The 21124-nt window shown below is 59.2% G+C and carries 17 protein-coding genes; 11 read left to right on the forward strand and 6 right to left on the reverse strand.

Translation table 11 applies throughout. The annotated features are described in order from the left end of the window. Positions 1 to 148 precede the first annotated feature (148 nt). Positions 149 to 1150, forward strand: a complete 1002-nt coding sequence (locus ACTQWD_RS06575; protein WP_441559574.1) for a LacI family DNA-binding transcriptional regulator — start codon at positions 149 to 151, stop codon at positions 1148 to 1150. A gap of 355 nt (positions 1151 to 1505) precedes the next feature. Here ACTQWD_RS06575 and lacG read toward each other — a convergent pair whose 3' ends face one another. Beyond that, positions 1506 to 2945, reverse strand: coding sequence for a 6-phospho-beta-galactosidase (gene lacG, locus ACTQWD_RS06580; RefSeq protein WP_154514977.1), 1440 nt, complete (start codon positions 2943 to 2945; stop codon positions 1506 to 1508). A 66-nt stretch (positions 2946 to 3011) separates the two neighbouring features. After that, complete coding sequence (locus tag ACTQWD_RS06585; protein ID WP_427718986.1) at positions 3012 to 4787, reverse strand: PTS lactose transporter subunit IIBC; 1776 nt, start codon at positions 4785 to 4787, stop codon at positions 3012 to 3014. A gap of 357 nt (positions 4788 to 5144) precedes the next feature. Here ACTQWD_RS06585 and ACTQWD_RS06590 point away from each other — a divergent pair, with 357 nt between their 5' ends. The 7 genes from ACTQWD_RS06590 (at position 5145) to ACTQWD_RS06620 (ending at position 11557) form a co-directional block, all read left to right on the forward strand. Beyond that, the gene (locus ACTQWD_RS06590; RefSeq protein ID WP_441016752.1) at positions 5145 to 6149 is read left to right on the forward strand and encodes a LacI family DNA-binding transcriptional regulator; all 1005 of its coding nucleotides are present in this window, start codon (positions 5145 to 5147) and stop codon (positions 6147 to 6149) included. 214 nt (positions 6150 to 6363) lie between these two features. Further along, positions 6364 to 6702 carry a PTS lactose/cellobiose transporter subunit IIA gene (locus ACTQWD_RS06595; RefSeq protein ID WP_055252615.1) on the forward strand — a complete coding sequence of 113 codons (339 nt, stop codon included), beginning with the start codon at positions 6364 to 6366 and terminating at the stop codon, positions 6700 to 6702. 411 nt (positions 6703 to 7113) lie between these two features. Then, positions 7114 to 8124: a hypothetical protein gene (locus ACTQWD_RS06600; RefSeq protein WP_441559575.1), complete on the forward strand. Its 1011-nt coding sequence runs from the start codon at positions 7114 to 7116 to the stop codon at positions 8122 to 8124. Positions 8125 to 8434: 310 nt separating this feature from the next. Beyond that, complete coding sequence (lacA, locus tag ACTQWD_RS06605) at positions 8435 to 8863, forward strand: galactose-6-phosphate isomerase subunit LacA (RefSeq protein ID WP_006234830.1); 429 nt, start codon at positions 8435 to 8437, stop codon at positions 8861 to 8863. A gap of 63 nt (positions 8864 to 8926) precedes the next feature. Beyond that, positions 8927 to 9451: a galactose-6-phosphate isomerase subunit LacB gene (gene lacB / locus ACTQWD_RS06610; RefSeq protein WP_006234831.1), complete on the forward strand. Its 525-nt coding sequence runs from the start codon at positions 8927 to 8929 to the stop codon at positions 9449 to 9451. A gap of 232 nt (positions 9452 to 9683) precedes the next feature. Continuing rightward, a complete protein-coding gene (locus ACTQWD_RS06615; RefSeq protein ID WP_427748000.1) occupies positions 9684 to 10565 on the forward strand; it encodes an aldose 1-epimerase family protein in 882 nt (293 codons plus the stop codon). 56 nt (positions 10566 to 10621) lie between these two features. Next, a complete protein-coding gene (locus ACTQWD_RS06620; protein ID WP_441559576.1) occupies positions 10622 to 11557 on the forward strand; it encodes a hexose kinase in 936 nt (311 codons plus the stop codon). 107 nt (positions 11558 to 11664) lie between these two features. Here ACTQWD_RS06620 and ACTQWD_RS06625 read toward each other — a convergent pair whose 3' ends face one another. Both ACTQWD_RS06625 and ACTQWD_RS06630 read right to left on the reverse strand, forming a co-directional pair. Beyond that, entirely contained in the window at positions 11665 to 13293 is a 1629-nt protein-coding gene (locus tag ACTQWD_RS06625) for a UDP-glucose--hexose-1-phosphate uridylyltransferase (protein ID WP_441559577.1), read from the reverse strand. Further along, positions 13284 to 14489: a galactokinase gene (locus tag ACTQWD_RS06630; protein ID WP_441559578.1), complete on the reverse strand. Its 1206-nt coding sequence runs from the start codon at positions 14487 to 14489 to the stop codon at positions 13284 to 13286. The genes ACTQWD_RS06625 and ACTQWD_RS06630 overlap by 10 nt, the downstream gene beginning before the upstream one ends. 383 nt (positions 14490 to 14872) lie before the next feature. Between ACTQWD_RS06630 and ACTQWD_RS06635 the strand changes: the two genes are divergently transcribed. Together ACTQWD_RS06635 and ACTQWD_RS06640 are read left to right on the forward strand one after the other, a co-directional pair. Next, positions 14873 to 15859 carry a LacI family DNA-binding transcriptional regulator gene (locus tag ACTQWD_RS06635; protein WP_441559581.1) on the forward strand — a complete coding sequence of 329 codons (987 nt, stop codon included), beginning with the start codon at positions 14873 to 14875 and terminating at the stop codon, positions 15857 to 15859. 129 nt (positions 15860 to 15988) lie between these two features. Further along, on the forward strand, positions 15989 to 17149 hold the full coding sequence (locus ACTQWD_RS06640) for an FprA family A-type flavoprotein (RefSeq protein ID WP_441546429.1): 1161 nt from the start codon (positions 15989 to 15991) through the stop codon (positions 17147 to 17149). Positions 17150 to 17213: 64 nt separating this feature from the next. Here ACTQWD_RS06640 and ACTQWD_RS06645 read toward each other — a convergent pair whose 3' ends face one another. After that, a complete protein-coding gene (locus ACTQWD_RS06645; protein WP_441054961.1) occupies positions 17214 to 18017 on the reverse strand; it encodes a DeoR/GlpR family DNA-binding transcription regulator in 804 nt (267 codons plus the stop codon). 334 nt (positions 18018 to 18351) lie between these two features. On the opposite strand from ACTQWD_RS06645, the gene ACTQWD_RS06650 reads away from it, so the two are divergent. Further along, positions 18352 to 19209, forward strand: coding sequence for a class II fructose-bisphosphate aldolase (locus ACTQWD_RS06650; RefSeq protein WP_022095149.1), 858 nt, complete (start codon positions 18352 to 18354; stop codon positions 19207 to 19209). A gap of 700 nt (positions 19210 to 19909) precedes the next feature. Here ACTQWD_RS06650 and vsr read toward each other — a convergent pair. Then, a complete protein-coding gene (gene vsr / locus ACTQWD_RS06655; protein WP_229770601.1) occupies positions 19910 to 20899 on the reverse strand; it encodes a DNA mismatch endonuclease Vsr in 990 nt (329 codons plus the stop codon). Between the last annotated feature and the right edge of the window lie 225 nt (positions 20900 to 21124).

Below are 21124 nucleotides of genomic sequence, written 5' to 3' on the forward strand. Positions count from 1 at the left end.
CGTAAGACATTTTTGGAAGAGCAACAAGGATTTACAGGTGAACGGTCGATATCGTCCGATAAACGGCTGATTTATCAGTCGGGCAGGTAGTGTATGCTAGAACGCAAAAACAAGCGATGAAAAACCGACTGGAGAAGTAGTGGCAACGATGGACAAGAAAAACGTTTCGATGAACGATGTGGCGATTGCCGCGGGTGTTTCTCTCAAGACGGTTTCGCGCGTGATCAACGAGCCCGATAGCGTGCGAGAGTCGACACGCAATAAGGTCCATTCCGCAATGGAGGCGCTCGGGTTTCGAACCAACTTTGCCGCGCGTTCGCTCAAGCTGGGCCGTTACGGGTGCATCGGCGTGGTGCTGTTCCACTTGTCGGGCGGCGCCGTGGACATGATTGACGGCATCGCCGATGCCGCCGAAGAACGCGGCTTTGCTCTTACGATGATCAAAAAGCGGGCGGGGGAGAAGATGACCCTTGCCGAAGCCGCGCGCAGGATGTCGCAGCTGCCTGTTGATGGCATGATCTTCAATCTGCGCCAGATGGTCGATGACTTTGATACCTTTGAGGCGCCGAAGGACCTCAAGACGGTGATTATCACACCGATGGAACATCCTACCTGCTCTACCGTTAGTGACGATCAAGAGGGTGGTGCGCGCATGGCGTGCGAGTACTTCTTAAATCGTGGGCACAAGAACGTATACTTCGTCTCTGGTAAGAAAGAGGCGCTGTCGAGCCAGTGCCGTATGAAAGGCTGGCGTGCGGCACTCGAGGCGCGTGGCATTGAGCCGCCCGAGCCTCTGCAAGGCGATTGGAATGCGGATAGTGGCTATGCCGCGGGCCTTGTGCTTGCCGATAAACCCGATTGCACGGCGGTCCTCGCTGCTAACGACTGCATGGCAAACGGCGTTATGATGGCTCTACGTGACAAGGGTCTGAGTGTGCCCGACGACGTGTCCGTGATCGGCTTCGACGATGAGCTCTACAAGACGATTCCCAACTCGATTCTGACGTCGGTGAAGTTTCGCCACCGCGAGCTGGGCATCCGTGCACTTAACGAGGTCGTCGCAGGTCTGGAAGCCCCGAGCTCCAGAAGCCGTACGCTTGTGTCGGGCGTGCTGATCGAGCGTTCCAGCGTGAAAGACCTGCGGGCGTAGACGTGCTCAGCTCGTTCATCTCAATCTGTAACAGGTAGGACCGAAATACTCGGCTAGATGTTACAGATCGAGATTGAGAGGATTGTCCTGTGCGTTTATCTCAATCTGTAACAACCAGACGTCCAAAACCGGTTTTAGTGTTACAGATTTAGACAAACGGCCCCGTCTTCCCGGTTTGTCTTGATTTGTAACAGCTAGGGACCAAAAACTCGGCTAGATGTTACAGATCGAGACAAACGGCCCCCCAGCCGAACAAAACAAAAGGCCGGGGGCGGCGCGCCGTGTGACGTGCCACCCCCGGCTGAGAAATGGGGACAGGTTATGTGAGCGGGGCAATTCCGCCGGTCGCCAGCCGCTAGTCCAGACGACGGGTCTGCGCCACGTGCTTGTACCAGTAGGCGCTTGCCTTGGGCGTGCGCTTCTGGGTTTCAAAGTCAACGTAGAAGAAGCCATAGCGCTTGTTGTAACCATTGGTCCAGGAGAACTGATCCTGCAGACTCCACAGGAAGTAGCCGCCCACGTTGACGCCCACCTCCATGGCCTTGAGCAGCCAGCGCAAGTGCTGCTCGATGTAGTCGATGCGCGGCTGGTCGTCCACAAAACCGTCCTTGTAGGGGTCCTTGTAGCCCATGCCGTTTTCTGTAATGAAGATCTGCTTGTAGTTGGGGTAGCGCTGCTTAATGTAGACGAGCAGATCGAACAGGCCCTCGGGATAGATGATCCAGTCCCAGTCGGTGGTGGGGATGCCAGGCTTGTTCACGTGCTCGCCAATACCCTTAACGCGCCAGCGGCCGGTGCCCTTCTCGCCCGTACCGTTGTGGTGCAGGTCGTTCTCGCCGTCGTAAGCCTTCAAGAAGCGGCACTGGTAGTTGTTGACGCCCAGGTAGTCGTTGTAGAGCGCGGCCTCGCGCATAATCTCGAGGTCCTCGTCCAGGATCTCGATGGTGCCGCCCGAGACGGCAGCCAGACGGTTGGCGCACTCGAGGGTGTCGGGCGCGTAGTCGCCGCGGAAGGTGGCGTCGAGCAAGAACTGGTTCTGCAACACGTGCTCGTTGTTGGCGGCTTTGATGTCGGCGGGGTCGTTCTCGTTGAGCGGATACTTAAACTCCAACGACTGAATGACGCCGATTTTGCCCTTAAAACCGCCGTTGTGGAAGGCCAGTACGGCCTTGGCGTGGGCGAGCATCATGTTGTGCTCGCACTGGAAAGCCTCGGCCAGATGCGCCTTGACGCCGCCGGGGAAGGTGCCCTCGATGTAGGTGTTGGAGGCATCGGCCCAGATCTCGTTAAAGGTGAACCAGTAGGTCACCTGGTCGGCGTACTCCTTAAAGCAGAAGGTGGCAAAGTCCACAAAGGCATCGATGGTCTCGCGGTTGAGGAAGTCGCCCTTCTCAAAGAGGGCAAGCGGCGTGTCGAAGTGATGCAGCGTGACAAACGGCTCAACGTGGTGCTTGTGGCACTCGGCGAAGAGATCGTGGTAGAACTGCACGCCCTCGGGGTTGATCTCGCCGGTGCCGTTGGGGAAGATGCGGCTCCAGGCAATGGAGAGGCGAATGCCGTTGATGCCGAACTCCTCGCACAGCTCCAGATCGACGGGGTACTGGTTGTAGAAGTCCGAAGCGGGATCGGGGGAAAAGCGCCCCTGGGCCTCCAGGAAGTCGTCCCAGGCAACCTTGCCTTTACCGTGGGTGCGGGTCTCGCCCTCTACCTGGTAGGCAGCAGTGGCGCCGCCAAAGACAAAGTCCTCGGGAAACTGCGCAGGCGGGTTGGTGACGCTAGCAGGGTTAACGGACATGATGATCCAATCGTCTAAATCGAAGGGCCAGCCGGTCTTGGATGGTCGGCTGGCCCTGTGCGTTACTTACTTCGAGAGTTGCTCGCTTACGAAGGCGAGAGACTTATCGCCGTTCTGGGAAAGCTCAATGTACTGCTTACCGCGGCAGGCGACGCACTTGTTGCCCACGCGCTCGCAGTCCTTCTGCAGGTCGGCCAGGTAGCTTGCGGCTTGCGGGGCCAGGACGACCAGATCGAAGTCGGGGAGCATGTCCACGTGGTTGCCATAGGCCTCGGCAGCGGTTTCAAGATTGATGCCGCGCTCCTTGGCGGCCTTGGCCAGCGCGTTGGCGAGCAGGCCCGAGGTACCGCCACCCTGGCAGAGCACGAGCACGCGTTTGCCGTTGAGGTCGCTGGTGGCCGTTGCCTCGGCAGCGGGTGCTGCGGAAGCGGCGGGAGCGCCGGCTTCCACGGCCTCGGCAGCAGCGCCGGCGGCAACGCTCTTGGCGTCGGCCTTGCCCTGGAAGGCATCGTTGAGCTTGGCGGCCTTCTCGGCGTTCTTGGCGGCGAGCTCCTCCTGGGAAATCTCGGCCTCCTCGGCGCACTTCTGGGCGTCATAGGCACGGAAGAACGGATAGTACAGAACGAAGTCGACGACCAGGATAAGGGCGAGCATCACAAAGGCGAGCGGCTGGAAGCCCAGGCCCATGATAGTGCCGATGGGGCCGGGGACGGTCCAAGGCAGGGTGTACATAAAGCCGTTCATGCCCAAGAAGTCGATAAAGATCTTGAGGATCCAGATGTTGGCGATCGGGGCAAAGACAAACGGGACAAAGAAGACGGGGTTGAGCACGATAGGCGCGGCGAACAGCAGCGGCTCGTTGACGGCAAAGCACACGGGGACGATGGCGGCCTTACCGACAGCGCGCATCTCCTGGGACTTGGCCAGGAAGCAGAACATAAAGACCAGGACGAGCGTGGCGCCGGTGCCGCCCATGCAGACGACGAAGTACTGGGCACCCTGGGTCAGGACAGCGGAAGCGTGCTGGCCGGCCTGGAACGCAGCCAGGTTGTCGGTCATGTTGGAAACGAGGGCGGCGGCGATGGCGGGCTCGACGATCGAGGGGCCGTGGACGCCCACGAACCAGAACAGGCTCATGGCGCCGTAAATCACAGCAAGGCCGATGTAGCCGTCGGCAGCGGTGAACAGGGGCTGGAACACCTGGATGACGCCCTGGGCAAAGCAGAAGCCAAAGGCAGCGCGGAAGACGATGTCAAAGACCCAAAAGACGGTGATGCAGACGGAGAAGGGGATGATGTCCTTAAAGGTCTGCGAGATGTTGGGCGGAACCTGCTCGGGCATCTTGACGGTGATGTTGCGCTTGATAAAGAACTTGTAGATGATGCCGGTCACAAACGCAGCGATGAAGGCGGTCAGTAGGCCCTTGGAACCAAGGTAGGTGGTGTTGAAGCCACTGGCGGCATCCGTGGCGATGGTGTCGCTCGAAAGGAGCAAGAAGCCGATGATGGCCGCGCACATGCACGAGATAAAGTTGATCTGGTTATTCTTGGGCAGATCGCGGTTCTGGGCGTCGGCGAAATGCTTGGCCGTGGTAGCGGCGCAGGCGATGGCCAGGATGCCCATGGAGTAGTTGTAGCACTTCCACAGGGCGTTGTTGATGTCATCGGGCCAGTAGAAACCCCAGATGTTGGGGACCGAGGCTACCAGGCAGAAGATGGACGAGAAGATGATGATGGGGATGACGGAGATAAAACCGTCGCGGATCGCCTTGAGGTACTTGTTGCGGGCGATCGCGTTGAAAAAGGGCTGGCCCTTTTCGATGGTGGCGATGAGTTGCTCCATGCAAAGCTCCTAAGAGTCGGTGGGTTAGCAACGATAGCAGCTTTTGACGTTTGGTTGCCAAAATGTTGACGTTGCCATTTTGTGACACAAAATAAGACGCGAACCGATGGCCCCTGTGCCTGCGGACCGTCGATTTCTTGCGCGCAAACGTTTGAGCCGCCCGGTGGCTCTGTGTTTGCACAATGGCAACGTTAACATTTGGGCGATAAAAGCCGTTCGGCGAAGCAAAAATGTCGGTGAACGGTAGGTTTTGGGTGGTGAGCGTATGGTGGGGGAGGCGTTAGATATACTTGAAGACGTTTCATTTGACTGCGTAGGGTGCCACCAATGGCATCGTTGACATAGAAAGATCGACCTATGGCCGCTGTTAAAAAATCGGTTTCCGTTAAGGATGTGGCGCTCCTCGCGGGCGTCTCAGAACAGACGGTCTCGCGCACCGTCCACGATTCACCCAGCGTGCGCCCCGAGACCAAGGAGCGCGTGCGTGCCGCCATGCGCGAGCTGGGGTATCGCCCCAATTTTGCCGGTCGATCGCTGCGCCGCGGCAAGTTTAAGACCGTCGGCGTCGCCATGTTCAACATTACCGGTACCGGCAACCTCGACCGTATGGAGGGCTTTGCCGCCGCCGCCGATAAGCACGGCTACGCCATTACCCTCACTAAAGTAGATGGACATCCGTATACCCTCGAGAGCGCATCGTCGCGCATGAGCGCACTGCCGGTGGATGGCATGGTCGTAATCATGAATCGCATGCCGGCGGACTTTGGCACCTTTGAGCCGCTGCCTGGTATGCAGACGGTGCTCGTTACCATGCTGGAGCACCCGCTGTGCTCGACGGTCGATAACGATCAGTTCGATTGCTCGCGCCAGGTTGTCGAGTACTTGCTGGGGCAGGGGCACAAGACCGTGCACTTTATCTCGTGTCCCGAACGCTCGCTTTCGGGCATGCAGCGCGAGGAGGGCTGGCGCGAGACATTGCGCGCGCATGGTATTGAACTGCCGCGACTCATCCGTGGCGACTGGACGGCGCGGAGTGGATATGCCGCAGGCCAGGCTCTGGCGGACGATCCGACCTGTACTGCCATCTATGCCTCCAATGACGCCATGGCCTACGGCTGCATTCGCGGACTCGAGTCGCGCGGAAGGCGTGTGCCCGAGGACGTGAGCGTGGTGGGGGTTGATGATAGTCTGGGCGACATCGTGCCCGATCGTCGCCTGACCACCGTGCGCTTTGACAACAAGCGTGTCGGCATGTGGGCAGTCGACAAGATCGCCGGCGCCGAGGGAGTTGCGTCTGGCGTGGAGCACATGCTGATCCCCGGCGTGCTCGTAGAGGGCGATACGGTGCGCGATTTGCGTTAGGGCGCGGTCCTGTTTGGGTTTCCGATAATCATGTTTGATATTGTTCGAAATGGTTTGGAAACCGTTCGCGGGTTAAAAGTGACCGTTCATAGCTCGAAATTACGTTTTGTATTGTTCTTTATTGTTTGAATGTTAATGTTTCTGTCATACACAGCGCAGCGCGGATGCCCGGACGCGATGCTCTCCGTTGGTTCATATGTGAAAGGAACGCAATATGGCAACCAAAGAAGAAATCTCGATGGTTGGATTCGAGATTGTCGCATACGCAGGTGACGCCCAGACCGATCTGCTTGCAGCGCTCGATGCTGCTCGCGAGGGTGACTTTGAGAAGGCCGAACAGCTGCACAAGGATGCCAGCGATGCACTTATCGGCGCCCACGACACGCAGACCAAGCTGCTTTCGCAGGAGGCCGGCGGCGGCGAGATGGAGATGACCTTCATCATGGCTCACGCTCAGGACACCCTCATGACCACTATGATCTTGGAGAAGCAGGCCCGCTTTACCATCGATGCCTACAAGCGCATCGCCGAGCTCGAGGCCAAGCTCGCCTAACGAGCCCTCACAACCAAGCCCCTTCCAAAAGTCCTGCCGCTACCCGCAGCAGGGCTTTTTCTGTCCTCCTCCAAGTTGCGGTGAAATAGGGGCTGACGGCCCAAAATGATCCGTTCTCCTCCGTCCCCAGGGGATCGGTTAGCAGCGTCGCCACGAAACTGGCGCATCTACTACGTTTAACCCGATACCCCCGAACACACCTGCGTTTCATGAAAAACTGCAAGCGTTCTACCTGTGGTTTTGTTTTTACGCCACGGGGCATGGTCGGAGATAGGCGGTTAAACGTAGTAGATGGGCCCATTTCATGGCGGGCAGGCCATGCAGCAGTCTGTTGCGCCTCTTGCCGTTCGGTTTTTCGCTGGGTGGGTATACTTCCATCCGCAATACAGGCCGGAATGAGGAGGTATCCAAATGCCGGACAACGGATCGATTCAAAAGAGAGACGCGAGCGAGATGGCTCATGGGCGTCCTGTCCAGATAACCGAGCAAACAACGGTGACCGAGCTGCAGCCCAGCCTATCCGATGTCGTGTGCGCAAACAAAAAACTGCAGATTGGCCTCATCGTTGCGCTCGTGGCACTGGCGCTGCTGTCGGGGTTTGTGGCTCGTCCGCATTTTGCCGATACCAAGACTTGGGACTCTACCATCGAGGTCATCGATCAAAAGAAGGGCAATGTATTGGCGCTCACGACCTCGTGCGTCGCCCTATCTGCGGGTATCACTGCGCTGCCGGGCGATACGGGAACGCCGGTTGCTGAGCAGCTCGCTCAGCTTTCGGGTAATCTTGGTATCGTGCTTGCCGTGCTATACCTAGAGAAATATTTACTCACGATTTTGTGGTCGGTTGGCCTGGGCATCCTGATCCCGTTTGCGCTGGTGCTCTTTGCAGCGTCGCTTGGCATTCACGGACGCTGGAGCACGAGCACGGTCATTCGTCGCGTGGCAACGCGTGTGCTGGTGGTCGCCATAATTAGCATGGTGTTGGTGCCCGCGAGCGTATGGGTGTCGCAGAAGGTTGATGAAACGTATCGAGTGAGCATCGAGGCGGCCGAGCAAAAGGCGACTGACGCTGCGAGTGCGGCAGATAGCGATAGCTCCAAAGCAAACAAGAAAAAGACTGAGTCCGCAGAGTCCAAGAACGTGCTTGAACAGCTTGCCGACGGTGCCTCGGGTCTCGTCACGACGGTGACCAGCGGCGCCAAGCAGATGACCGATGAGATTGTGCAGCAGGTGACCGATCTGATCGAAGGCGTCATTGTGATGATAGTGACCTCGTGCGTTATCCCATTGCTGGTGCTCGCGGCGTTTTTGTGGCTGGGGCACACACTGCTGGGGATTGATATTTCCGGGCCGACGAATTATTTGACGGGCCGCTTTCTGGGCACTCCGTCCAAGCATGCCAAGAAGGGCGGGCAGTCCTAGTAGCTAAAACAGCTGTATATACCGGGGAATACCGCCGAAGGGCGGCCGAGACACGTTCTCGGCCGCCCTTTTGTTTGTTGAACACATGGTCGCTACGCCCGCGCCCGGTCCAAACGGTCAGCAATCATCCGTGAACGGTATTTGTTCAAAAAAGAACAAAGATAAACAAAAAGTTGTTGCAGTTACTGTTCGAATGTGTTCAAATAAACATGAACAGTGAAGAATCGCACATTCAGATGCCCGGACCTGAACGAGATTCAACACTTCCAAACAGAAACAACGCACCTGCGTATCTCTCAAGGAGGATGTCATGAGGGTTGTAATCGCTTCCGATGCCGACGGCATGTCGATGAAGGAGTCCATCAAGGAGATGCTCATCGCCGATGGTCACGAGGTCGTCGACTATTCCGAGACCCCTGCCGCGGACTTTGTCGATTCCGCTACCGCCGTTGCCAAGGACCTGCTGGAGCACAAGGATTCCCAGGGCTTCGCATTCGATAAGTACGGTGTCGGCTCCTATATGGCCGCCGTCAAGATCAAGGGCATGGTCGTCGCTAACATTTCCGACGAGCGTTCCGCCTACATGACCCGCGAGCACAACGGCTCGCGCATGGTCACCATGGGCCCGGGCGTTGTGGGCACCGAGGTCGCCAAGAAGATCGCCCGCGAGTTCCTGCGTGCACAGTACGCCGGCGGCCGTCACCAGATCCGTGTCGACATGCTCAACAAGATGGCCTAACGAGAGCCACCGAGAACTCGAACTTCTACCTCAACTTGTGAATTCAGACGAAAGGACGTTCTGATGAAGAAGACCATCGCAATCGGTTGCGACCATATCGTTACGGACGAGAAGATCTATCTGGCCGACCGCCTGGAGCAGGCTGGCTACAAGGTGCTCGACTGCGGCACCTACAGCCACACCCGTACGCACTATCCCATCTACGGCAAGGCCGTGGGCGAGGCTGTTGCCAGCGGCAAGGCCGACTTTGGCGTGGCCCTGTGCGGCACCGGCATCGGCATCACCAACGCCGTCAACAAGGTTCCCGGCGCCCGCTGTGCCCTGGTTCGCGACATGACCTCTGCCCTGTATGCCCGTCGCGAGCTCAACGCCAACATCGTGGGCTTTGGCGGCAAGATCACCGGTGAGTTCCTGATGGCCGATATCATGCTTGCCTTCCTGGAGGAGCCCTACGAGAAGACCCCCGAGCACGATGCCCTGATCGCCAAGATCGATGCCTGCAATAAGGCCGACGCCGAGGCTCAGGCTGACCCACACTTCTTTGACGAGTTCCTGGAGAAGTGGGACCGCGGCGAATACCACGACTAAGGAGATTCCGGCGTTCTGCCGAACGCCGGACCGGCCGACGCTGCGAAGCCATCTGGCGGGCTAGCTGCTCCGATAACACGTTTGCTTGCTTGGCTTGAGTGCTTCGCTCTTGGCGGTACCCGGCATTCTGCAGCTTTTCAATTGACGGCTCGCGTTTCTGTGAGGGGGCGCGGGCCGGTTTTCTATCTGCCCTATTGACTTGGTGGGCTGTCGTAAGAAAGGGAAGGCTCCTATGGAGTTTGTTCTTGATAACGGTTCTATCCGCGTGGCACTGAGCACGGCGGGCGGGTCGTTCACTTCTATTGCGGCCAACGGCCGTGAGTACCTGTGGCAGGGTGATCCGGCAGTCTGGTCGGGCCAGGCCCCCATTTGCTTCCCGATCTGCGGTGGCCTTCGTGACGGCCACGCAATGACCATGGGCGGCCGCGAGGTAAAGCTCGCCCGCCACGGCTTTGCGCGCAAGCAGGAGTGGAAGCTCGAGGAACAGAGCGACAACATGGTTGCGCTGAGCTTAAGCTCTGCCGACCATGCCGAGTTGCTCGAGCAGTACCCGTATCCGTTTAAGATCGTTGCTCGTTACACGATCGATTCGGAAAAGGTTGCCGTGTCGTACGAGGTGACCAATGAGGGCACCGAGGACATGCCGTTCTTTGTGGGCGGTCACCCCGGCTTTAAGTGCCCGCTCGACGAGGGCGAGTCCTATGACGACTACGAGCTTCGTTTTGAGCAGCGTGAGGCCACCGACCTCTGCACTGCCGTTCCCTCGACGGGCCTGATTGATGTTGAGCATCGCAGCAAGAACCCGATGGTTGGCCATGACCTGCCGCTGACCCACGAACTCTTTGACTTTGCGGAGACCATCTTTGACGTGCTCGAGAGCCGCGTGGTTACGCTGACCAAGAAGACCGAGGACAAGGGCGTGCGCCTGACGTTCCCCGATATGCCGTACCTGATTGTGTGGAGCAAGCCCGAGGGTGACTTTGTGGCCGTGGAACCGTGGGGCGGCCTGTCCACCTGCTCCGACGAGGACGATATTCTGGAGCACAAGCGCGGCTGCCTGGTGGCCAAGCCGGGGGAGACCGTCACCCGCGGCTTTGAGATCGAGATCCTTTAACGAGCTATCGTATGTTTGGGGTCGCGCGTGTCGTGCCCCGGAAACAGGAGTTCAATATGATTTTGACTGTTACCATGAACCCGTCGATTGATACGCGCTATCAGCTCGATAAGCTGGTCATCGACGATGTTAACCGTGTGACGCCCGAAAAGACCGCTGGCGGCAAGGGCCTCAACGTGAGCCGCGTGCTGCTGCAGCTGGGCGACGACGTGCTCGCGACTGGCCTGCTTGGCGGTCACATGGGTGCCTATATGGCCGAGCTTATGGATGCCGACGGCGTCAAGAACGACTTTGTGCCCATTGCCGGCGAGACGCGCATTTGCCTGAATATTCTGCACGAGGGCAATCAGACCGAGCTGCTGGAGAGCGGCCCGCAGATCGCTCCGGCCGAGCTCGAGGCCTTTACGGCCAAGTTTGCCGAGCTTGCAGCGAAGGCGGACGTTGTGACGCTTTCGGGCTCGCTGCCGCGTGGCGTCGATGCCGGCTACTATGCCGAGCTCGTCAAGATCGCCGAGGAGGCGGGTGCCAAGGTGCTGCTCGACACTTCGGGTGCATCGCTGGAGGCCGCGCTGGAGTCCGACGCTAAGCCTGAGCTCGTAAAGCCCAACCTGACCGAGATTAACGGCCTACTGGGTACGTCCTTTACGACCGATGATGTCGATGCCCTGCGCGAGGCGCTTGCCGCCGATGACCGTTTTGCCGGTATCCCCTGGGTTGTCGTTTCGATGGGCGCTGCCGGTTCGGTTGGCTTCCATGAGGGTCGCGCGTTCCGCGCCAAGACGCCCGCGATTGCGGCTGTAAACGCGACGGGTTCCGGTGACTCGACCATCGCCGGTTTTGCGCATGCCATTGCTGCTGGTGCCGACGACGTCACGGTGCTCAAGACCGCCAATACCTGCGGCAAGCTCAACGCCATGGATCCCAAGACCGGCCACCTGGTCATGGACCGCTGGGACGAGGTCTACAACAGCGTTGTCGTGACTGAACTCTAGGAGTCGCGACACCGAGCACTCAAAAACGGCGCCCGTCGGCGATGTTGCCGGCGGGCGCCGTTGTCGTGTAGAGCTATTTGTTGAGTGCGTGCGTTCGAGCTCGCATGCTACAGCGAGTCGATAAAGCGCTGCTGGGCGGCGCGACCGGCTTCGTCCCATTTAAAGACGCCGGCGTTGTCGAGCACGTGGCCAAACACCATGCCGACCTCCTCGTGCAGGATATCGATGGCGTTATCCACCGTAAGCTCGTCGGCACGGCGGGCAAAGACATCCTTGGCCCATGCGGCGTGGCTGCGGCAAAGGTCGTCGCCCTCGAGCGCGCCGGCAAGGTCGTAACTGGCATCGACCTTGGCTGCCAGCAAGTGCTCGCGGACAGCGCCGAGCTCGGGAACCAAGCGCGGCGGCAAAATGGCCAGGCCCATGACCTCGATCAGGCCGATGTTCTCTTTCTTGATGTGGTGGTACTCGGCATGCGGGTGGAATACGCCCAGCGGATGCTCGTCGGTTGTGATGTTGCAGCGAAGCGCTAGGTAGGCCTCGTAGATCGCGCCGCCGGCATTGCCGCGAGAGTCGACGCGGCGGATGACGGGCGTCACGGTGTTGTGGGCCACGCCGTCGGCCGTGTGTGCGATGACGCCCACAGACTCATCGGTCCACTCGCGCCAGGCGAGGATAATCTTCTCGGCGGCGTCGAGCAGCTGGGCGCGGTCGTGCGAGCGCAGTCTCAGCACCGAAAGCGGCCACTGCAACACGGTGCCGCTGACCTGGTCAAAGCCGGACACGTTAAACTTCGAGACTTCGGTGGCATGCATCATGGGGAACTCGTGCGCGCCGCCCTGGAAGTGGTCGTGCGACAGAATCGAGCCGCCCACGATGGGCAGGTCGGCGTTGGAGCCAATAAAGTAGTGCGGGAACAGGTCCACAAAATCGAGCAGGCAGGTCAGTCCCTTACGGTCGACGTGCATCGGGCGATGCTCGGCGCTCATAGCAATGCAGTGTTCGTTAAAGTACGCGTACGGGCTGTACTGGAAGCCCCAGCGCTCGCCGTTGAGCTGGATGGGGATAACGCGCAGGTTCTGGCGAGCGGGATGGGCGCCGCCGTCGGCTGCGGCGGAGCGTCCAGGGTAGCCCTCGTTCTCGATGCACAGTTGACAGGCGGGATACTTCTCGCCCGTGTTCTTTGCGGCGCCGGCCGCGGCAATGTCGCGTGGGTCCTTCTCGGGCTTCGACAGGTTGATGGTGATTTCCAGGTCGCCCCAGTTGGTGGGGGTACTCCATTTGATATTGCGCGCGATGGCGGCGCGGCGCACGTAACCGGCGTCACAGCACAGACCATAGAACCAGTCGGTTGCGGCGCGGGGCTCGTTGACGCCCATGCGTCCGTTGAACTCCTCGTTTACAACCGAAGGCCTCGGCATGAGCGCGCCCATGATGCGCATGGCGATGCGGTCGCGGCCCGACGCCGTGTCCTCGGCAGCGCCGTTGGCAACGGCGTCCTCGGAAAGCGCGGCAAGCGTGCCCTCCAGGTCAAAATTGGGGAGCGTATCGGGGTGCAAGAGCGAGAGCTTCTCGTTCTGCATCGCCCAAGCCATGTCGAGCGCAGGACCCGTGGCGCCGATGCACTCGAGAATGGTGTTGTAGGCCCAGATGCGGTCATCCAGTCCGATCATGGATCGATGGATGGCATACTCAATCAGGCCCTGCGCGGCCTCGCGCACATCAGTCATTACAGCCATGCCGCATAAGCCCCCTTGTCAGAAATTGCGTAGTGGCGGGCAGAGCCCTCGCCCAGCCAGCCGTTCATCTTGGTGATGAAGGTGTCGACCAGGTCGAGCGGCACGAAGGCCTGGATAGTGCCACCAAAGCCGCCACCGTGGATGCGGACGGCGCCGCGGCCGTCGAGCACATGCTCGGCCAGCGCCAAGGCATACATGGAAGGTTGCTCGGAGCCCAGTTTGGCGACGACATTCTGCAGGTACATGGCAGAGCTGGCACCGGACTCGCGCGTCAGGACCAGGAACTGGTCGATGTCGCCGGCGCTAAGGGCTGCCCAACGCTTATCGACCAGGCCGTTCTCGTACCAGTAGTGAACGGCGCGCAGGCAGGCACGGTCGCCCAGCTTGGCGCGTAGCTCGGGGAGCTTGGCGTCAAAATCCGCCACGTTTACCTCGCACAGGCGTGTCTTGCCAAACTCGGCGGCGACGTCCTGCATCTCGCGCGGAACGGCGGCGTAGTCGTCGGTGGCGGCCACGTGGTCGGCGCCAACCTTAACGAGCACGAGCGCATAGCCGTGATCCTCAAAGTTGAGTTCGAGCTTCTGGGTTTTAGGCTGAGCCTGGTCCTCAAAGTCCATGTAGGCGAGGCCGCCCAAGCAAACGGCGGCCTGGTCCATAAGACCGCAGGGCTTGCCATAGTAGTTGTTCTCGGTGCGCTGGCTCATCTGGGCGAGCGCGACGGGCTCGATGGCGGGTGCGCCCCAGAGCGCCTCCATGGCACGACCGTACGCCGCCTCGACAGCAGCGGAGCTCGAAAGACCGCCGCCCGAGGGAACGGAGCAGGTGAAGGCGAAGTCGAAGCCCTGGGGCTCAACGCCCAGAGCAGCGATTTCGTGGGCCATACCGCGGACGAGGCTAGCGGACGTGCCCTTCTCGGGCTCTTGAATATCCAGCGTGTCGAGCGTGATCGCAAACGTAGGATAGCCCTCGTCGGCGACGCGGATCTTGTTGGAGTCGGTTGCCACGGCGATACCGTCAACGGCGACATCGAGCGAGCCGGCGATAACATGGCCGCCCTCGTGGTCGGTGTGATTGCCGCTGATCTCGGAACGGCCGGGCGCGTGCACGTAGAGCACCTGGCGGTCGCCGATGGGTCCAAACTCCTCCTCAAACAGCCTGGTGAGCATGGTGAGTGTCTTTTCGTCGGGGGTGGTCATGGGAGTCCTTTCCTTGGCGCGCACGGGTGAGTTTTGCGTCGCTATGAGTACGTTAACAACTTGAAGCGGCATGAAACAAGTGTTCACGATGCCGCACGTTACGGGCTATGTTAACGTACTCATAACACAACGCTTGCCACTTTTTGAGAATCCGGTAGTCGGTAGAATTACAGCCGTGAACGGTACCGCCGTATGGACTTATAAAGCAGAAGAGATGCAGATAGAAAAAGTAGAGTACGTTAACATGCGTCCGACGATAGCGGGCCTCGGCGCGGGGTGTATTTCTGCCCGGGCCGGCATGCACGCTATTCAGATCTCGCAAGGGTGAAGGTGATTCTGTGGCAAGGCACTCGTCCAACGATACAGGTACGCGTCCGGTCTCCATGGCCGACGTCGCCCGCGCTGCCGGTGTTTCGCAGCAGACGGTTTCGCGCGTCGCCAACGGCTTGCCCAACGTTAACGAGCAGACGCGCCAGCGCGTGCAGGCCGCTATGCAAGAGCTCGGTTTTCGTCCGAGTTATGCCGGCCGCTCGCTGCGCGACGGCCGTTACCATTCGGTCGGTCTGTGCGTCAACGATATCACCAAGTTTGGCAACCTCTCAATGATCGACGGCATCGCCAGCGCTGCTCGCGAGCATAATTGCGCCATCACGCTGGTCGAGATGTCCAAGACCGAGGAGTTTTCGCTTGCCGAGGCCACGCGTCGTATGGCTGCGCTGCCGGTGGACGGCATCATCATCGGCATGAGCCGCATGGCGCCCGATTTTGAGACGTTTGATCCGCTGCTGGGCATTGGCACGGTTATTGTTACCATGTACGCGCATCCGCGCGTGACCACGGTCGATTCCGACCATTACGGCTGCTCGCTCTTGCTTATGGATCATCTGTTTGAGCTGGGGCACGAGCAAATTCGCTATATTGGCGGCCCGTCGTTCTCGGTCGACGAGCAATTTCGTCGCGCCGGCTGGCAGGATGCGCTCGAGCATAAGCACATTAAGCCGCAGGCGCCGCTCGAGGGCGACTGGTCTGCCAACAGCGGCTACGAGGCCGGCAGGTACCTGGCCGAGCACGATCGCACCATGACGGCGATCTATGCGGCAAACGACCAGATGGCAAATGGCGCGATTGCCGCGTTGCGTGATAGCGGCCTGCGCGTGCCCGAGGACGTAAGCGTGGTGGGCGTCGACGATTCGCTCGACGACTTTGTCGCGCATAACGAGCTCACGACCGTTCGATTCGATTTACATCAGCGTGGACGCGAGGTGTTTGAGCACGCGGTTCCCGAGGCGGGTACGGCGGGCAAAACCGTTGCTATTCGTATTCCCGGCCAGCTCATTATTCGACATAGCACGGCGATGCCACGCTCATAGTTTGCGCAGGTAAACGGCGATTTATCGTATTTTAATAACAATCGGTAAGGATGCCGGCAGATAACAGTTGGAATGCTGCCAAGTGCTATGATAGACAGGTTATTTTGTCTATCTAGGAGGCTTTGCCTGATGGAGATCACCAAGGATATCCGCTACATTGGCGTCGACGATCACGACATTGACCTGTTCGAGGGCCAGTACGATGTGTCCGAGAACGGTATGGCATACAACAGCTACGTTATCTTGGGCGATAAAATCGCTGTCGCCGATTCGGTCGACGGTGGTTTTGTCGACGAGTGGCTCGGCAACCTCGAGGCCGCGCTCGATGGCCGTACGCCCGACTACCTGGTCATCCATCATATGGAGCCTGATCACTCCGCCGGTATCGCCGCCTTTATGGAGCGCTATCCCCAGGCGCAGATTGTGGCCAGCATGGGTGCTTTCCGCATGATGGTCAACTACTTTGGCACCGACTTCCCCGAGCGCAAAATGGTTGTCAAAGAGGGCGATGTGCTCGACCTGGGCGGCCACAGCCTGACCTTTATCGGCGCCCCCAACGTTCACTGGCCCGAGGTACTCTTCTCCTATGAGGCCACCGACAAGGTGCTCTTTAGCGCCGACGGCTTTGGCAAGTTTGGCGCCAACGACATCGAGGATCCCGAGGGCTGGGCCTGCGAGGCTCGCCGCTACTATTTTGGCATCGTCGGTAAGTTCGGCAAGTTCGTGCAGGCCGTGCTCAAAAAGGCAGATGATCTGGATATCCAGATCATCTGCCCGCTCCACGGTCCTGTCCTTACCGAGAATCTGGGCTATTACCTCGACACCTACAACACCTGGTCGAGCTATCAGCCCGAGGACGAGGGCATCACGATTGCCTATGCGAGTGTCTACGGCCATCTGAAGGCCGCTGTCGAGGAGCTCGCCGCAGCGCTCGAGGCTCGCGGCCAGAAGGTTTCCGTCTTTGACCTGGCTCGCGACGACATGGCCGAGGCCGTTGAGGATGCGTTCCGCTATGACCGCCTGGTGCTCGCCTCTATCACCTATCAGGGCGAGATTTTCCCGTTCATGAGCACCTTTATCCACACGCTTGCCGAGCATGCCTACCAGAACCGCACCGTGGCGCTCGTCGAGGCCGGTTCCTGGGCGCCCGCCGCTGCCAAGGTTATGACCAAGGAGCTCGAGGGCATGAAGGACATCACCCTGGCGGAGAACAAGGTGACCGTGCTGGGATCGCTCAACGACACATCGCGCGCCCAGATCGAGGCCCTCGCCGACGAGCTTTCCAAGTAGCGATATTTCGCTTTTAACGGGCAAAACCACCACAAAGGGACAGGCCCTTTGTGGTGGTTTTTGTTTAAGCGCCGGCGATGATGAGGGCTGGACGTGCGCTGTCGGCGGCCTCGGCGATTGAGGTGGCGACGGCGGCGTCGGGGTCGCTGTCCATCACGATGATGTCGACGTCGGCAAGCTCGGCAAAACGGTACATGCCGCGTCCGTTGACCTTACTGGCATCCATGAGGGCGACGCTTTGACGGGTGGCACCGACCATAGCCGCTTTGGTCTCGGCCATCTGCGGAAAGTCGGTCGTAAAGCCGCAGCCGGGAACAAAAGCGCCAGGACACATGACGGCAAGGTCGGCGTGGACCATTTGGAGCGCCTGCATGGTAAGTGGGCCGTACAGATAGCGATGGCCTTTGCGCAGTGCCCCGCCCAGCATGACGACATCGACCGAGGGCATGCTCTCGTCAATATAATCGGCGATGGTAATGTCGGCCGTGATAACGGTGATGCCGTCGCGCTGATCGAGGAGCCGGACGAATTCGAGCGCCGTGGTGCCCGAGTCGACGAGCAGCGTGTCGCCGTCATTAACGAGCTCGATGGCGCTTTGCGCGATGGCCTGCTTGGCGGCGACGTTGACATTGATGCGGCGATCTTGCGTGGAGACGGTCAGGCGTTTGTGGAGCGATACGGCACCACCATGTGTGCGACGCAGCTTGCCTGCTTCGGCGAGCGCGTCTAGGTCGGCGCGGGCGGTGACGGAGGACACACCAAAGGTCTGGGCGATTTCTGCTACCTGCACCGAGGCGTTATGCTCGAGTATTTCCATAATGGCGGTACGGCGCTCGTCAGCAAAAGCACGGTTGGTAGCTTGGGCCATGTTTGCTCCATTCTCGGCTATATTTGCAGGAATTGTGTTGACTCTATTTTCGTTCATTTTCTTTTTGAGTAAGAAAACAACTTTCGATTACTTATCTTTTCTATAAAAGAAAGACGCTAAACGCTCAAAATTCAATATCGAACACGCCCACTCGGTTCCGATTCCTTCCGTTTACTTTTCAAAAACGACTGTATTGGCCTGCATGGACTCAATATCTCGCACGTGCAAAGCCGCTGAATTTCATACAATGAACGCAGTAAAACGCAAGGTAAAACGCCTTGTGAACAACTACGCCCGATGTCCAGATGCGGGCGAGGGAGAGGAGCAAACGCTCATGGCACTTGTTACCACCGAAAAGATGCTCAAGGACGCTCAGGCCGGTCACTACGCCGTCGGCGCGTTCAACGTCGAGAACCTCGAGTTTGTTATGGCCGTTCTGGCCGCTGCCGAGGAGACCAAGTCCCCCGTCATCATGCAGACCACCCCGGGCACCATCAAGACCGCTGGCCTGGACTACTTCTACGGCATGGTGAAGGCCGCTGCCGAGCGCGCTTCCGTGCCCGTCGCTCTGCACCTCGATCACGGCGATGGCTATGACCGCTGCATGCAGGCTTTCCGCACGGGCTACACCTCCGTCATGATCGACGGCTCGCACGAGTCCTTCGAGGACAACATTGCCCTGACCAAGTCCGTCGCCGACGCTGGCCGCGCCATGGGCGTGCCCGTCGAGGCCGAGCTCGGCAAGGTTGGCGGCAAGGAGGACGACGGTCCCGCGGTTGAGGGCGAGAGCCCCTACACCGATCCTGCCGAGGCCAAGGAGTTCGTCGAGCGCACCGGCTGCACCTCGCTGGCCATTGGCGTTGGCACCAGCCACGGCGTGTACACGAGCGATCCGCACATCGAGCAGTCCGTGGTCAAGGCCATCCGCGACGCCGTCGACGTGCCGCTGGTTCTGCACGGCACTTCCGGTGTGCCCGATGAGCAGGTTGCCGAGGCTGTGAAGAACGGCATCTGCAAGGTTAACTACGCTACCGAGCTGCGTCAGGCCTACACCAAGGGCTTCATGGCCTACATGGCCGAGAACCCCGCCTGCTTCGATCCCAAGAAGCCGGCCAAGGAGGGCATGCGTGAGATCACCGAGCTGGTTAAGATCCGCATGACCAACCTCAACTCTGTGGGCAAAGCAGAGTAACAGCAAGGGTACTCTGATCCCACCGGGCCGTCCGGAAACGGAAAAGGGCCTATCTCTCAGAACGTCCTCGGATATGTCGGAAGCCCCGCTGCGCGCTACGCGCTGCGGGGCTTCCTCCGTCCTGCGGAATGTTCTGAGAGATAGGCCCTTTTCCGTTTCCAGACGGCCCTGCTCGATCGCCCTTGTGGCGTTGGGGCGGAAATTGGTGGGGCGTTAGGGCTTCTTTGTTGGTGGGGGTTAGTATGCCCGGGCTTGGTTTGGGAATGACTTGTTTAGGGATGCTTGGAGCTTATCGAAGGATATTCGCAAGTTGAGATTCTGATCGGTTGAGCGTTTGGCTTTTGTGGTGGGGGAGTCGAGGAGGCCGTTTCTCTGTGTCGGGGGGAAGGAGAAAAGGTCTGCATGTTTTAGGGATGGCTGCTGCGCTGCGTCATTGGAAGAATGCATGCTTATGCGGCCTCCTCGATGTCCACCAAAAGGTTGCGCACGGGGTGTGCTGCTAGGTCCCGTGCGTTGGCAGTATTATGCCGCGGCTGCTGCAAAGAAGCACTAAAGAAAGGCTTAATCAGGTTTGATATAACAATGAAACCGCAGGTCAAAGGTATCGAATAACACTCTTGAAAGGTTTTGAGCTTAAGGGCTTTCTAAGGTTTGCGGCTCGGATGTGGCGCGGACGTGCGGAGCGTGTGAATGATCGCTGTTAGCGCTGCGGTGCGGCGGCGCGTACCTGTTCGATGACCTTTTCCATGGTGGCGTCAATGCGGTCTTTCTTGAGCTCACATTCCCAGACGGTGATGGGCGTCCAGCCCATTTGGGTAAGCGCGTCGATGGCGGCTCGGTCGCGCTCGACGTTGCGGCGAAACTTTGCCTCCCAAAACTCAACATTGCGCTTGGGCTGGCTCGGATTGCACTTAGGGCAGCGATGCCAAAAGCAGCCGTTGACGAAAATGGCGATCTTGCGCCCGGGAAAGGCGATGTCAGGCTTGCCGGGTACCTTCCATTCCAGACGGTATCCCGTAAGGCCCGCTGCCCGCAGGCGCTGGCGAACGAGCAGCTCGGGTTTGGTGTTGGCGCGCTTGTTGCCCTTCATGGACTTTTTTATAGCGGCGCGACGGCGCACCAGTTCGCGCTCGTCAGCGGAGAGGTCCGAGGTATCGATGCCGTCGAGTAGGCCGGGCTTGGGACGCTTTTTGCTGCGGCGCTTAGGTGCGCGCTTGGGCTTGGTGGCGGGTTTGTCGGCCGTGTTGGGCGTGGCGTCATCGGCGGCGCCGTTGGCCTCAAGCCGATCTTCCTTCAACTCAATCAGAGCATCGATAAGCCCCTTGTCGGCGGGCATCCATTCCACCGTGGCAAGCGAGGTGCGCGGAATCCAGCGGATATCGAGCTGGCGGTCGTGCTTCTGGGGCTCATCGGATTCTTTAGCCAGCGAGCAGTAGTAACACTCCATTGAGAGATGAAAATCGGGGTAGTCATATTCAACGGTGTAAAAATCGCGCAGGTTGGTGACTTTTACCTGCAGCTCTTCCATGAGCTCGCGGCGTACGGCGTCCTCGGGCGTCTCGCCGCGCATGAGCTTGCCGCCGGGAAACTCCCAAAGTCCCTGCATGTCGCCGTAGCCGCGCTGCACGGCAAGCAGCTCATCGGATCCTTCCTTGCGAATGATCCCAGCGGCAACATGAACAGTCTTCAACAGGAGTCCTCTCTCAGCATCAACACATGACAAGGCAGCTCATTTGGGTAGTCTTTTTGGGACGGGGCTTTTTTAGCTACCCTATCCGTAGCCTTCGAAGCATGAGGCCGCATTTGACATAGGGTAGCTAAAAAAGCCCCGTCCCAAAAAGACTACCCCTACCTTACGCAACGGTAAGGCAAGCGTAAGCGATATCGATGGTAGCCGACTCGGCTTCTTGCGACT

It is taken from the genome of Collinsella sp. LCP19S3_B6 (genome assembly GCF_052121815.1).
In the GTDB taxonomy this organism is placed as follows: Bacteria; Actinomycetota; Coriobacteriia; order Coriobacteriales; family Coriobacteriaceae; genus Collinsella.